This window comes from Klebsiella ornithinolytica, assembly GCF_030505655.1.
GTDB lineage: Bacteria > Pseudomonadota > Gammaproteobacteria > Enterobacterales > Enterobacteriaceae > Klebsiella > Klebsiella ornithinolytica.
In genome coordinates, this window is the sequence record NZ_CP130153.1 from 603435 (window position 1) to 617321 (window position 13887).

At 55.6% G+C, this 13887-nt stretch carries 13 protein-coding genes; 2 read left to right on the forward strand and 11 right to left on the reverse strand.

Translation table 11 applies throughout. From position 1 onward, the window contains the following. Window positions 1-18: 18 nt before the first annotated feature. Window positions 19-405 carry a YraN family protein gene (locus Q1L34_RS02905; protein ID WP_004868021.1) on the reverse strand — a complete coding sequence of 129 codons (387 nt, stop codon included), beginning with the start codon at window positions 403-405 and terminating at the stop codon, window positions 19-21. Beyond that, complete coding sequence (locus tag Q1L34_RS02910; RefSeq protein ID WP_004868017.1) at window positions 363-2471, reverse strand: penicillin-binding protein activator; 2109 nt, start codon at window positions 2469-2471, stop codon at window positions 363-365. The genes Q1L34_RS02905 and Q1L34_RS02910 overlap by 43 nt, the downstream gene beginning before the upstream one ends. Before the next feature lie 63 nt (window positions 2472-2534). On the opposite strand from Q1L34_RS02910, the gene rsmI reads away from it, so the two are divergent. Continuing rightward, on the forward strand, window positions 2535-3395 hold the full coding sequence (gene rsmI, locus Q1L34_RS02915; protein WP_015585669.1) for a 16S rRNA (cytidine(1402)-2'-O)-methyltransferase: 861 nt from the start codon (window positions 2535-2537) through the stop codon (window positions 3393-3395). A gap of 32 nt (window positions 3396-3427) precedes the next feature. On the opposite strand, the gene Q1L34_RS02920 is transcribed toward rsmI, so the two are convergent. The 9 genes from Q1L34_RS02920 to kbaZ all read right to left on the reverse strand — a co-directional run bounded on the left by Q1L34_RS02920 (window position 3428) and on the right by kbaZ (window position 12794). Next, entirely contained in the window at window positions 3428-5317 is a 1890-nt protein-coding gene (locus tag Q1L34_RS02920; RefSeq protein ID WP_015585670.1) for an alpha-galactosidase, read from the reverse strand. Between the two features lie 94 nt (window positions 5318-5411). After that, complete coding sequence (gene kbaY / locus Q1L34_RS02925) at window positions 5412-6284, reverse strand: tagatose-bisphosphate aldolase subunit KbaY (protein WP_048023314.1); 873 nt, start codon at window positions 6282-6284, stop codon at window positions 5412-5414. A gap of 12 nt (window positions 6285-6296) precedes the next feature. Further along, window positions 6297-7454, reverse strand: a complete 1158-nt coding sequence (locus Q1L34_RS02930) for an AgaS family sugar isomerase (RefSeq protein ID WP_048023316.1) — start codon at window positions 7452-7454, stop codon at window positions 6297-6299. A 299-nt stretch (window positions 7455-7753) separates the two neighbouring features. Further along, the gene (nagA, locus tag Q1L34_RS02935) at window positions 7754-8887 is read right to left on the reverse strand and encodes an N-acetylglucosamine-6-phosphate deacetylase (RefSeq protein WP_015585673.1); all 1134 of its coding nucleotides are present in this window, start codon (window positions 8885-8887) and stop codon (window positions 7754-7756) included. Then, the gene (agaF, locus tag Q1L34_RS02940) at window positions 8884-9318 is read right to left on the reverse strand and encodes a PTS galactosamine/N-acetylgalactosamine transporter subunit IIA (RefSeq protein ID WP_015585674.1); all 435 of its coding nucleotides are present in this window, start codon (window positions 9316-9318) and stop codon (window positions 8884-8886) included. The genes nagA and agaF overlap by 4 nt, the downstream gene beginning before the upstream one ends. A 17-nt stretch (window positions 9319-9335) precedes the next feature. Beyond that, window positions 9336-10214 carry a PTS N-acetylgalactosamine transporter subunit IID gene (gene agaE, locus Q1L34_RS02945; RefSeq protein ID WP_015585675.1) on the reverse strand — a complete coding sequence of 293 codons (879 nt, stop codon included), beginning with the start codon at window positions 10212-10214 and terminating at the stop codon, window positions 9336-9338. Then, entirely contained in the window at window positions 10204-10983 is a 780-nt protein-coding gene (gene agaW, locus Q1L34_RS02950; protein ID WP_327204351.1) for a PTS N-acetylgalactosamine transporter subunit IIC, read from the reverse strand. The genes agaE and agaW overlap by 11 nt, the downstream gene beginning before the upstream one ends. A 10-nt stretch (window positions 10984-10993) precedes the next feature. Then, window positions 10994-11467: a PTS N-acetylgalactosamine transporter subunit IIB gene (gene agaV / locus Q1L34_RS02955; RefSeq protein ID WP_015585677.1), complete on the reverse strand. Its 474-nt coding sequence runs from the start codon at window positions 11465-11467 to the stop codon at window positions 10994-10996. Window positions 11468-11486: 19 nt separating this feature from the next. Continuing rightward, a complete protein-coding gene (gene kbaZ / locus Q1L34_RS02960; RefSeq protein ID WP_327204567.1) occupies window positions 11487-12794 on the reverse strand; it encodes a tagatose-bisphosphate aldolase subunit KbaZ in 1308 nt (435 codons plus the stop codon). A 238-nt stretch (window positions 12795-13032) separates the two neighbouring features. Between kbaZ and Q1L34_RS02965 the strand changes: the two genes are divergently transcribed. After that, complete coding sequence (locus tag Q1L34_RS02965; RefSeq protein WP_004867990.1) at window positions 13033-13854, forward strand: DeoR family transcriptional regulator; 822 nt, start codon at window positions 13033-13035, stop codon at window positions 13852-13854. Window positions 13855-13887: the final 33 nt, after the last annotated feature.

Consider the following 13887-nt stretch of genomic DNA (forward strand, 5'->3'; position numbering starts at 1 on the left):
TCCCTTAATTCATTTACGCTATTCGCCAAAGGCGTTTCTCAGCCATTGGATGTCGTTTCCGGTGAAGGCTACCACATCGAAACGGCAATCCACAGTGTCAAAGCTCCCATTCTGCCGGGAGAGCCACAGGCGAGCAGCCTGGAGGAGTCTTTGTTGTTTTTTTTGCGTGACGCTGGAGGCGGCATCCCCGTAGCTTGCGCTGCGCCGATAGCGCACTTCCACAAAAACGGTTACCGCGCCATCGCGCATGATGAGGTCAATCTCACCGCCCCGCTCACGGGCGTTGGCGGCGATAAAATGCAGCCCCCGGCTTTCCAGCCACCGGCGAGCCTGGTTTTCCCAGGCATCTCCGGTCTGTTTGGTTAGTTGGCTGCGACGATCTGTCCGTGTTGGTACTTGAGCCATGACAATTTCCTGTTGATCACGCAGTCCTGCGTGGCCGTCAGATCGCCGGTGTTACCGTTCAGCTCGAAGCCCGGCGTCTGGCGCATCTGGGCGAAATGGTTAGCCAGAGACCAGGCATCCGCGCCCATTGCATACAGGCGAGCCAGTGAGTAATCGTTGCGCACGGCGGAGAGCGCCTGCTGCATCAGCGCCGGGTTGCTGCCGGCCAGCATCGGGATCTCACTATACTGCAAACCTTCCATCTCCAGGCGGAAATCCGGACCGGCAGTGCCCTGGGCGCTACGGGAGCTGGCGTACAGGGTGACATTGCTCTGGCTGCCGTTGCGCAGGGCGATCATCGGTTTGATATAGGCAATCTGTTCCGGCGTCGCCAGGATCCAGGCGGCGTCGACGCCACCGCTACTGCTGACCGGGACATCTTCCGGGTTGCCGAGGCTGCTGTCAGACGCTGACGGCAGCGTAGAAACGGGCGTACCGCTCAGAGAGATACCGCTGTTGACGCTGGATTTCAGCTCAGAAGCGGAACCAAAGCGCTGCTGCAGGACGGTTCCGCCACCCAGTTTTAACCACTCGTTGGCGAAGGCGTTCACCACGCGATCGCCGAGCGCGCCGCGAGGCGCCAGCAGCAGCGGCGTTTGTTTGCCCTGATCGTGAATATGGCGCGCCGCGTCACGGGCCTCATCTTCCGGGGAGAGAGCGAAATAGCAAATATTGGCGCGATTTTCGACTTTCTCCGGCTGGTTCAGCGCCAGTACGTTGAGCGAGGTATTGCTCTTGATGACATCCTCGACGTTATCCTTGAGCAGCGGGCCGACGACGAGGGTGGCGCCATCCTGCTGTACCTGCGCGAGCAGCTGACTCATTGGTTGCGTGGTGGTGTCGTAAATTTTCAGTTCAGCCGAAGGGTTGGCCGGAGTGGTGGCAACCGGCTGGGTCTGCGGTGCGCTGACCGCAGGTTGCGCGGTTGTGGCGGTGGCGTCGCTGGTGGCTGACTGCTCCGGCACCGCGGCAGCCTGAGTGGCGGTCGGCGCAGTGACCGGAGCCGGCGCCCGATCGGCCTCTGGCGCCTGTACAGGGACCGGCGCGGTATTGGTTGAGGTCAGGTCACCCACTTCGGCCTGTGAAGGGCTCACGACGTCGCTGCTGGCGACACTGGCGGCCTGCGCAACCTGGGCAGGAACGGCGTTTCCGGTGACGGTCGGCGCGCCATTTTTCGCCGCTTCAAAACCCTGCTGGATGGTACGACCGAAGACGGCGGCCTGGCCGTTGAGCGGCAGCAGGAGGGCGATCTTATTGGTTGAGGCCGGTTTATAATTTTGCATATTCACCAGCGCCGTTGGCAGCATTTTCGCGCCAGGGTTCTGCGGATAGCGGGTTTGCCAGTCTTTCACGCCGGCTTTGAGCAGGGTGGGATCGTTACGGTTGTCAAACCACATGCGTTGCAGATCCAGCCATCCCTGCAGGACGTTTTCATCGGCATTGATGATCAGCGCGTTAGCCTGATCCTGGGTCATTGAGGTGAGCGCTTTCCAGGTCGCGTCGATATTCTGCTGCTGTTGTTTCGGCTGACTCAGCAGCGGCTGCTGGGCGATCAGGGCACGTAGCAGCGTAATTGACGGACGGCCCTGGCTGGCATCAATCTGCGCCTGCCAGTATCGCGGCTGCTGATTCGTCTCGAAGTTTGCCGGATCGAGCTTGCTCAGCAGCGCCTGAGCGCCCTGGAAATCGTTCTGTGCCAGCTTCACTTCGACGGCCAGCAGAGATTGCTCGCGGGCCTGGGTACCGTTGAGATTAGAGGGCAGCTGGTTGAACAGGTCGATGGCCTGCTGCTTTTTGCCTTCCTGTAACAGTGCACGAATGGCGAGTAATTGCCAGTTGGTCTTGCTATCATTCGAGCTTTGCTGCATTTGCTGTAGGTAGTAACTGGAATCTGCCTGTGCCGTACCCTGTAAAAACGCCGTGCTTTGATCCGGGGTATGGGTGCCGCAGCCAGCGAAGATCAAAGCAGCCAGCAGTACGGGCAGACAACGCGCGGGTTTAGAACGAAGAAATGTTGACGGTACCATATGTATCCAGTGATATTTTTTTGGCTCAATGCTCAATATTAATTCGGCAATACGGACGAGACAATGAAACAACACGAATCAGCAGATAATTCTCAGGGGCAGCTCTATATTGTGCCCACTCCGATCGGAAATCTGTCTGATATCACGCAGCGTGCCCTGGAAGTATTACAAGCCGTTGATTTAGTTGCCGCGGAAGATACCCGCCACACCGGTTTGCTGCTCCAGCATTTTGCGATTAACGCCCGTTTATTTGCGCTGCACGACCATAATGAACAGCAAAAAGCTGAAACACTTCTGGCGAAATTAAAAGACGGGCAGAACATTGCGCTGGTGTCTGACGCCGGGACTCCGCTGATCAACGATCCGGGCTATCACCTGGTACGGGCTTGTCGCGAGGCCAATATCCGCGTGGTGCCGCTTCCGGGCCCCTGTGCCGCCATTGCTGCGCTCAGCGCGGCAGGCCTGCCTTCCGATCGTTTCTGCTACGAAGGATTCCTGCCGGCAAAATCAAAAGGACGTCGCGATACGCTGAAGGCGCTGGAAGAAGAGCCGCGTACGCTGATCTTTTACGAATCAACTCACCGTTTACTGGAAAGCCTGGAAGATATCTGCACGGTGCTGGGAGAGTCCCGCTACGTGGTGCTGGCGCGTGAGCTGACCAAAACCTGGGAATCCATTCACGGCGCGCCAATTGGCGAACTGCTGGCGTGGGTGAAAGAGGATGAGAACCGGCGTAAAGGCGAGATGGTACTGATCGTCGAAGGGTTTAAAGCGCAGGAAGAAGCCCTGCCCGCAGACGCGCTGCGTACGCTGGCTCTGCTGCAGGCGGAGCTACCGCTGAAAAAAGCCGCTGCGCTGGCCGCGGAAATTCACGGCGTGAAGAAAAATGCGCTGTATAAATATGCGCTGGAGCAGCAGGGATAAGAGACAGGCCCGGGAACCCCGGGCCATTTATCTTATTTGATCGGCGTGGCTTCAAAAACCAGCGTTTGTAGCGGCTGTAGCGTAATAACCACGGCGTCCTGATAATGCTCCGGAACCGTTGGGTTATTGCCGTAGCGAGCGGTCAGAGTAAACCGGGTTGCTTCGCCCTGAGGAATTTCAAACTCTTTTTTCAGATTCAGGTAGTAACTTTGCGGTTTATCGGAAGGGTTACGCAGTCCCAGTATCGCCTTGTCTTTGCTCCAGGAGGCCCAGCCATACACCTCAAGCGCCGTCGGATCGCCGCCGACCCAGTGTGTATCCACCAGCACGTGGGCATTTTCACGCGACCATTTTGCGGCCTCTGCCAGAACGTCCCACTTGGCTTTGTTCAACATGGACGGCGTGATGTACAGCTCCTGTAGCTGGGTCCCCGTCGCGAAATAGCTCCACACCTGATCGGCAAAATCGCCGTCGCTCTGCACTTTCTCCAGTCCATAATAGGCATTCTCTGCACTGACAATACCATGATACATCAAGGAATTAAGTGGGAATAATGGCCCCTTTCTTACGATTGAGCGCCAGGTTTCCGCGTCGCGATAGGTCATCCACTGCTGTACCGGCGTTCCGGGACCGTACAGATTGATATCATCGCCCTGACGCCAGATCGAATCAGCGTAGAACAGCCATGACGGGCTGGCATCGGTGCCGGTCGTCAGGTTGATAAACAGGTTCGGGTTTGCGCTACGCATGTTGTGTAGCAGGGCGATAGAGGCATCAAAATCGGAAGCAAACGGGCTACCCTCAATATGTGAGTTGGCATTGCCCATGCCGTCCAGTTTGAAGGAGGTGATGTGTTCGTTCTTAATCAGGCTGGCGATCTGTTCATTGAAGTTCTTGAAATAACGAGGCCCTGAGAGCGCAAATTTACCGTCGACCGTTTCAAAACCATACTCTTTGGCATGAGAGACGCGAATATCGCGCGGTTTATTGTAGCCGCCCCACGGTGAGAGCCATAAACCGACGGAACTATGCAGGCTGTCCGCTTTCTCCCTGACCTTGCCGAAACCCTGACTGAATGCCGGGCCAAATAACCATCTGCCGGTACGATCGTCCCAGCCATCATCCAGCAGGAAAGCATCGAGAGGTACGCCGCGGCCGGTAATAAACGCCTTATTCCATTCATCCATACGCCCCAGCACGTCCTGCTCGGTGTAGGTGGTAAAGAAGCCGATGTCCATCCAGCTATTGTAGTGGAGGTAGGGTTTATAAGGGCGTGGGCGAACGGCATCGATAAACTGGTTAACACTGCGGCGCAGCTGGCTGGTTTCCGCCACGGTGCCAAACCAGGTGGTATAGCTCACCGGTGTTTCTGGCTGGACGGGCGTTTTCAGTTCGACGTTGAGATTGGTGGTGCCTTCATAGGCATAAGTATTGACGACAGGCTTATTCGGCAACATGAAAAACGTGTCGGCAATAATTGGCGAACTGTTAATTGCGCCATCGACATAAGGGGCCTGCGCCTGTTTTTTGGTTGGGAAGAAGGTGATTTTCGCGACATTCTGCGCTTTGCCAACGGCGGCAATGGTGTAATCGATACTGGCGTACTTGCCTTTCAGCAGGTTCAGCGTCATGGTCACGTTGAAATCGGGATGGACGTACTCCACCACCAGCGTATTCTCTTTTTTCTCAACGTGGCTGATTTTAAAATCAGCCGTATGGATAACGGTCTCATCCGGTAGCGTCAGAAAGAATGGTTCCTGGGGCGACAGCTGATGGCCGGAATGCGTATCTTTAACCACCACAGCCGAACTGGCATCATCGAATGAGAAAGCCATATTGTCGTTATTCAGTGCATAGTTCGCCGCAAAGGCACTTTGTGAAATAAACAGGGCGAGCAACGAAACATTGAGCGCTTTTTTCATGGGGCAGAGGTCCTTTGTTTTCGTTTTATCAGCGTTATCCTGTCGTGAATAACGCTGTGGGACAGAGGCGTATCATGACCGCCTGCGAAAGCGATCAGGCTTCAGCGGGGAGCAGTAGACGGCTGGCTGAGCCGCAGACGGTGATTTTGTGTCTGACCACCTCTTTCATGGCATCCATACCGACGCGCATGTAGTAGCGAGGATCGTTACCCTGCGGATTTTCGGCGAACCATTTTTTGACCGCCGCGGCGAAGGCGATTTTTAGCTCGGTGGCGACGTTGACTTTACATACCCCCAGTTCGATGGTGCGGCGAACGTAATCGTCAGGTACGTCGCTTGCGCCGTGCAGCACCAGCGGTACGTCCACGACCTCGCGGATTTCCGCCAGACGCTGGAAGTCAATTTTTGGCGTTTTGCTGTAGAGCCCGTGGGCGGTGCCGATTGCTACCGCAAGACTGTCGACTCCGGTCAATTCAACAAAACGCTTTGCCTCCTGCGGATCGGTCAGAAAAGCGCTTTCAGCATCAACGCTCATATCATCTTCCACGCCGCCCAGGCGTCCGAGTTCTGCTTCGACGCTGCAATCACGGGCATGGCAAAAATCCACGACCGATTTCACCAGCCGGACATTCTCTGCAAACGGGAAATGGCTACCATCGATCATGGCGCTACGAACGCCGGCATTTACTTTACGGGTAATATCTTCCAGCGATTCGTGATGATCGAGATGCAGCGCCAGCGGCATGTCGTAGGTAGTGGAGTAAGCGCTGCATAGCGCATAGATCTCCTCCAGCGCGATGTGCTTAAACGTGCCCGGCGTTCCTGCGAGGATCACCGGCGATCGCATTTCACTGCAGACTTCAAGGATCGCCTGGATCGTCTCGGCGTTATGAATGTTGAATGCCGGTACCGCATAGCCTTTTGCCTGGGCATCCAGCAGGAGATATTTCGTCGAAATAATACTCATGATGCGTTCCTCTCAAGCATTCCAGGGGTGAATGACAACACCTTGCACCACGCGGTTAACCGTACCGCTGGCGGAAGGGGTATCCGGGGTATTACCAACGCGGATAGATTGTGCGAGCGCAAACGTCTGGGCATACATCAGGAAGCAGAACGCCTGCTCGACATCGCTAAAGGTGCGGGAAGAAGACGGTAACAGGATGTGTGGGCCGGCTTCGACGGCGGCGTCGCTTTCGGCCGCTATTGCTACCACGCGCATGGCCTGGTTGTCGCGACGCAGCTCGGCCAGTAGATCGAGATCGTACTGGCGGGTATAGGGATGGCTGGACACCATCACCACCACCAGCGTTTCATTATCCACCAGCGATTTAGGTCCGTGGCGAAAGCCGACAGGGGAGTCATAAAACGCCGCCAGCTTACCGGCGGTCAGCTCCAGGACCTTGAGGGCCGATTCACGAGCCGCGCCCTGTAATCCGCCGCTGCCAAGATAGACGATCCGTTTCCACGGCTCATAACCAAACACCCCATCGCTAAAATCACCCAGCGACGTGAGGATCGTTTGGCAACGATCCGCTACGTCACGGAAGGTTTTGCTGTTGATCGTCTCCGGCGCGAATACCGCAAGGCAGCTTGCCATCATGGTGGTGATACTGCTGGTCATTGCGAAGCCGCGGTCATGTGTTTCTGCCGGCATCAATAGCGCAAAGGCGTTATCGCGGTTCACCGCATTTTGGTACAGGCTGCCGGCTTCATTACAGGTAATCGATAGGTGGTAGCATTCCGGTACGAACTGATTGGCCAGCTCAACGGCGGCGACGCTCTCCGGGCTATTGCCGGAGCGGGCAAAGGAGACCAGCAGCAGCGGATGTGCGGCGTTAAAATAGTCCATGGGGTTGGTGACCAGGTCCGTCGTTGGGATCGCGCTGATATTTTTTCCGCTCTGGCGCGACAGCCAGGGCGCGATGATCTCGCCGATAAAGGCGGAGGTGCCAGCACCAGTCAGGACAATCCGCAGATCGTTTTTGCGCAGCAGCGGGGCGAGGAAGCTGTCGATCGTTGCACGATTATTGTCGATGTTGTTGAGTGAGCGAAGCCAGCAGGAGGGCTGTTGACGAATCTCTGCTTCAGTCCAGGTGCCAGTCGAGGCAAAGGCGGCGGTATAGGTTTCAGGCATAACTCAGTCCTTAGTCGTGTGAATTCCACATCAGACGCTGGCAAAAATGTCGCTATCTTTCGTTTCGTTTCACTTATTCATGTAATCAGTTAGATAAAATCTATAGGAAAGAAATCGAAAGTTCAATGGAAGAAATTAGAAATAAAACGAAAACTGTGATCTTTGAAGTTATGATGTTTTTATGTGACTGATAAACAATAAATTACGTGTTTTTATTGTCAGACTGGCGTTATTTCAGAAAGAAAGGAAAAGGCCTTTCGGTACAACGCCGAAGGCCAATGTGATACATAACGAAAGGATTAAAGGGAGAGAGCCTGTCCCTGAATCCAGATTTTTTGCAGCTGCAGGCTGTCATCCAGCGCAATAACGTTGGCGTATTTTCCCGCCCGCAGCGATCCCAGCCGATCGTCGATACCCAACAGACGAGCAGGGTGGAGCGATGCCATATGAATGGCCTGTTCTGGCGTGGCCCCTGCTTGTTCAACCATGTTGCGAACGGCGGCATCAAGAGAGAGCGTGCTGCCCGCGAGGCCACCGGAAGCGGTACGTACGATGCCCTTACGCATTTCTACCTCTTCGCCGCACAACGAATAGTGGCCATCCGGCATGCCGGCTGCCTGCATCGCATCGGTGATCAGGACCAGCCTCTCTCTGGCACAGCTGCAACACAGCTGCATGGCGGCAGGATGGACATGATGACCATCGGCGATAAGTTCCAGCCATGCATGCCGGGTGGTTAACCCGGCACCGACCATGCCAGGCTCCCGATGATGTAATCCGCTCATGCCGTTGTAGCAATGCACCAGCCCGTCAGCGCCTGCGGTAAACGCCGCTCGGGTCTGTGCATAGGTGGCAGCGCTATGGCCCAGCATGACGCGGATACCCTGCTGTTTAAGATGGCGAATAGCCCGTATGGCATCCGGTTTTTCCGGTGCCAGGGCCACGACCCGCAGCGTTTGCCGGGAGCGAGCAATCAACGTATCCAGCTCGGCGATATCCAGTTCACGGAACAACTCGGGTGGATGGGCGCCTTTATTCTCTGGCGTAAAGTAGGGGCCTTCAAGATAGCTCCCCAATACCAGGGCGCCGGGGCCGCCGGAAAGCGTGCGTCGGGCGATACGTTCCAGCGCACCGTGGATGGCCTGCAACGGCGCGGTGACGGTAGTCGGGAGCCAGGCCCCCACTCCCTCGCGAGTTTTATACATCGCCAGCCTGTCGAGTGCTTCCGGTGCCTCGTCCATCACATCAATACCCGCGCCGCCGTGGACATGCGTATCGATGTAGGCCGGGCAAAGCAGATCGGCATCGCGCGCGGTGACGCCAACCGGAACGGGCTCGATGGCGGTGATAACGCCCGCTTCCATCCGAAGCTGATGATCGGCAAGCCAGCCCTGCTCGGTTAACAAGCGTCTGGCACGCAGAATTTGCGTCATATTCCTTCCTCAACCGGTTTTTCTTCGCGACAGCGCGCCAGTTCATCGACCAGGCTGGTTAACCCGCGATGCCCGCATTCCAGCGCCTGCAGGCGAAACGCCTCGCTGTTCAGCCCCTCGCGTTCCAGCACCATTTCAAGCAGTAGCTGCAAATTCGTGCCGGTAATCACCTCGCGCCCGGTTTTTTGCATTGCCAGCGTCGAGGCTACGCGAAAGGGGGTTCCCCCCAGGAGATCGGTCAGAAAAACGATATCGTCCTGAGCATCCAGTGCGTTGACTGCCTGCTCAAGCTGCGCAGTCAGCAGGGCCGTGGTTGAGGTTTCTGGAAAGTCGATGGCAATAAACTGCGATTGTTCACCCAGAATTTGTTTCATCGCCATTTCCATACCGCTGGCAAAGCCGCCATGCCCCGTCAAAATAATGCCTAACATCGAATACCTCTTTGTTTTTACAGGAAGTGGCAGAATTTACCCACAACGCCCAGCACAACGGTGAGCGCGATGAGGCGCAACGGACTCCAGCCGCGACGCACCAGCCAGAACATGGTCAGGGTATAAACCAGTGGAAGAAACGCCGGCATCAGTTTATCGATGACATCGGTTTGCAGTTTCACCACCGCATCACCCGCGGTGATCTCCAGCGTAGTGCTGAGACGGACATAGGTGGCCACCAGCGCGCCAATGACCGTCATGCCAACAATAGACGCCGCGTGTCCGACTTTTTTGGTATTGGCTTTAATCAAAGGGATCGCCGCCACGCCCATACGATACGCGTAGTGTGCAAGACCAAAGCGCAATCCGAGATGTACCACGTTAAACAGCACAATAAACACCACCGCGCCGAGGATAGAGCCTTGTAGCGCGAGGCTGGCCCCAATCCCGCCGCAAATGGGCAGTAGCGTCAGCCAGAACATTGCATCGCCAATCCCGCCGAGCGGGGCACCCACGGCAATTTTGGTGCTCTGAATGCTGTTGACATCCTGCTTGGAACGTTCCATGGCGAGAATGATGCCGATAACAAAAGTCACCAGAAAAGGATGGGTGTTGAAGAACCCCATATGCCCTTTCATGGCTCGTGCCAGGTCGCGTTGGTTGGTATGGATCTTTTTCAACGCGGGCAGCAGACCGTACAGCCAGCCTGAAGCCTGCATACGTTCATAGTTGAAGGAGGCCTGTAAAAGCATGGACCGCCAGGCGACGCGGTTAATGTCTTTTTTCGTCAGCTCCGCACCGAGACTCTGGTCTTCGTAGACGTTTTCATTCACGCCGGAAAGCAACGTCTCTTCAGGAGCGGAGACGCCTGGCAGAGTGGTTTGATTAGATGCCATCTTCGAATTCCTCTTTCTGTGCCGCAGAAGCAGTCGGTTCAGGAGATTTACGCAGCAGGTCTATTAACGCCATTGCCAGCGCCGCGGCGGCAATGGCCAGCACCGGTAGCTTCAGCCAGGCAGCGGCGACAAAACCGATGATAAAATAGGGGATATAGACGTTTTTCATCATGATTTTCAGCAGAACAGCGAAGCCGATAGCAGGCATAATGCCGCCAGCCACGCCGAGACCGTCAATCAGGCGCTCAGGCAGAACATCAATGGCCGTTTTCGCATGTTCCGCGCCGAAATAGATTGGCAGAAAAGCACAGAGAAAATAGAAAATCCCCAGCGCCAGCAGCGCCAGATAGTTAACCTGTTCAATACCGCGGGTATCAGCATTCGCTGCCATACGGTCGCAGCGAGACATCACCCCTGACATCACCGAGAACAGGAAGGTGATCCCCATTTGTACTGCGACGGCGAAGGGCACGGCGACACCGACGGCAACGTCAGGTTTCACGCCGGTAGTAATGGCAAAGGTGGTGCCGACGATGGTACCGATAATCACGTTTGGCGGCTGAGCTCCGGCCAGCGGGGCCAGCCCCATCCAGACCAGTTCCAGCGTACCGCCGGTTAAAATGCCGGTATGCAGATCGCCCAGAATCAGGCCAACCAGCGGGCCGAGCACCACCGGACGGTGCATATGTGTCAAACCATTGAACATATCCAGGCCCGCAATAAAGGCCAGAATGCCCAACGCAAATGCCTGCAACAGACTGATTTCCATTATGAATCCCTCAGAGTAGTTTAAAGAGATCCAAAGCGGGTTCTGTCGGAACGCCCTGAACAAAGCATTCCACCCCGGCGGCCTTCAGGCCGTTAAACGCCGCAATATCGTCAGCGTCTACAGAAACCGTTTTGGCAATGTGTTGTTTGCCATTGGCGTAGTGCATATTGCCTACGTTGATACGTGTGACGGGAACGCCGCCTTCGACCAGGCGTAAGAAATCTGCTGGCGTTTTGCAGACCAGTAGAATCTTTTGTCGATCGGCGGCGCGGTGGATATTGTCGATAACCTTTTGCAGTGACCAGAAGCGTACGGCGATCCCTTCTGCCAGGACCATTTCCATCAGGTTTTGCTGCACCGGGTCTTCAGCAACCTCATCATTGGCCACCAGTACCAGGTTTGCTCCCGCAAATCCGACCCACTGGACACCTACCTGACCGTGGATCAAACGTTCATCAATACGGCTTAAGACAATGTTTGGCATCGCGTTTTCCTCTTCGTTGTTATGCGTTATGGGACGTAACGCCCACACAGGCGGCGTGGTACTGCTGCAGTATGTCCTGAATGTGATCGAGGATGAGTTCTCGCGGCTCCGCCTTGAGATCGCCCTCGCGAACTTTGATGTACTGCAGCGGCATATACTGACTGAGGAGCGGCAGCGGGAGCGGCCAGTCCGCGAGATTACGCACCAGGCGGGCAAACGCCTCATCGATTTGCCGATCCGGCCAGTAGTAGCGCACGCGGTCTGAATAGCTATAGCCTCGCGCCAGACGTCGCGCATGACCATCGCCGTGATAGTGGTTTTGCCAGTATTCCGGGCGATCGAGCATCACGTTTTCCAGCACCTGACGCAGCCCGGAGCAGGCCTTCGCAGGCAGCAGCTCCTCCTCTATTGCCGCCAGTGAGAACAGCGCTTCACGCAGGGCGAAGGTGAGCGCCGGGCCAACCTTCAAAATAGCAAAGTGATCTTTAACCAGCTGCCGCAGCGCCTGCAGCGTCTGGTAATCGGTCGAGTGGGCTTCAAAGACCAGCGCGTCATAGTCTTCAACCATGGCGCTAAGCGCTTCGGCTTGCTGGGGTTGATAGTCGATAATATGCGTGTGATCGAATTCGACGCCAGGCTGGACCACTAATCCGATGATACGTGGCCAGATGTGGGTCAGCCCGCGTAGCTCAAAGGCATGTCGATGTGCTTCCAGCGTCGCACGCGCGGCATCAGGCGTCGTAACCTGTAGCTCGGTCAGGGTTTCATGAGCCCCGCCTGGGACGGGGACTTCGGTGCCGATGACGTAGACCAGGTCAGATTCACCGAAACGTTCACGGCAGGTCTCTTCCGCCACCGCGGCCAGGCGCGCGGCGCGTTCAGCGACGATGTCATCGGTTAACGGCAGCGGATCACCTTCGCAGGACATACTACAATCGAGGTGGATCTTCTTAAAACCGGCGGCGACGTAGCTTTTTATTAAATCATCGGCATTCGCCATCGCCTGGGCGGCAGGCAGGGTTTGCCAGCGGTTGGGCCCAAGGTGATCGCCGCCGAGGATCAGCTGTGATTGGGGAAAATCGAGCGAGTCGGCGAGCTGGTGGACAAAACCGCGGAAATCGGCCGGCGTCATGCCGGTATAACCGCCGAACTGATCGACCTGATTGGATGTGGCTTCAATCAGTAACGGGGTTTGCTGCGCCCGGGCGTAACGAATGGCGGCCTCAAGTACCAGTGGATGGGCGGAACAGACGGCATAAATACCGTTGCCTCTACCTTGTTTATGCTGCGCCACCATTTTTGTCAGATGTTTCACTTTCCTCTCCATTTCGGATGGTAATGAGATTAATCTTTCGTTTTGTTTCATTTAATACTGCATCATGGTGATGTAAAAATAAAACGAAAGATAATAGTTTTCCGATCTGTTTCACAAAAGAAACATAATGAAAGGTTTCAGCGAGGGGCGTTGCGCTGCTCTCTGCCTTTATGGGGCTTGCATTCCGTTAAAAGAAAGGTGTTAATAGACCAAACGAAATGAAACGAAAGATTTGATGAAAGGAATACTTATGAGCGGTACCGACTCTTCTGCAGATAAGCGCATCAGCGGCACCAGTGAAAGGCGTGAGCAGATTATCCAGCGCTTACGGCAGCAGGGAAGCGTGCAGGTGAACGATCTTTCTCTTTTATACGGTGTCTCGACGGTGACGATTCGCAACGATCTGGCCTTCCTTGAAAAACAAGGTATTGCGGTTCGCGCTTACGGCGGCGCGCTGATCTGCGACGGGACAATGCCGGCTCCCGAACCGTCGGTGGAAGATAAAAGTTCGCTCAATACCGCGGTGAAGCGCAGCATCGCGCGGGCGGCGGTAGAACTGATTCAACCGGGGCATCGTATTATTCTCGATTCCGGGACCACCACCTATGAAATCGCCCGTCTGTTGCATCAACATACGGACATTATTGCGATGACCAATGGGATGAATGTGGCGAATGCGCTGCTGGATGCTGAAGGGGTGGAACTGTTAATGACCGGGGGACATCTGCGCCGTCAGTCGCAGTCGTTTTATGGCGATCAGGCCGAGCAGTCTTTACTGAATTACCACTTCGATATGCTTTTTCTCGGCGTCGACGCCATCGACCTCGATCGCGGTGTGAGTACCCACAATGAAGATGAAGCCCGCCTGAACCGGCGGATGTGTGAAGTGGCGGAACGCATTATCGTCGTCACCGATTCCACCAAATTTAATCGTTCGAGTCTGCATAAGATCATCGATACGCAACGCATTGATATGATTATTGTCGATGAAGGCATTCCGACGGAAAGTCTGGAAGGGCTGCGCAAGAGCGGGATTGATGTGCGACTGGTGAAGCGCCAGGACGCGGCATAGACCCCCTTCCCGAGGGGGAGAGGGTCTGCGGTC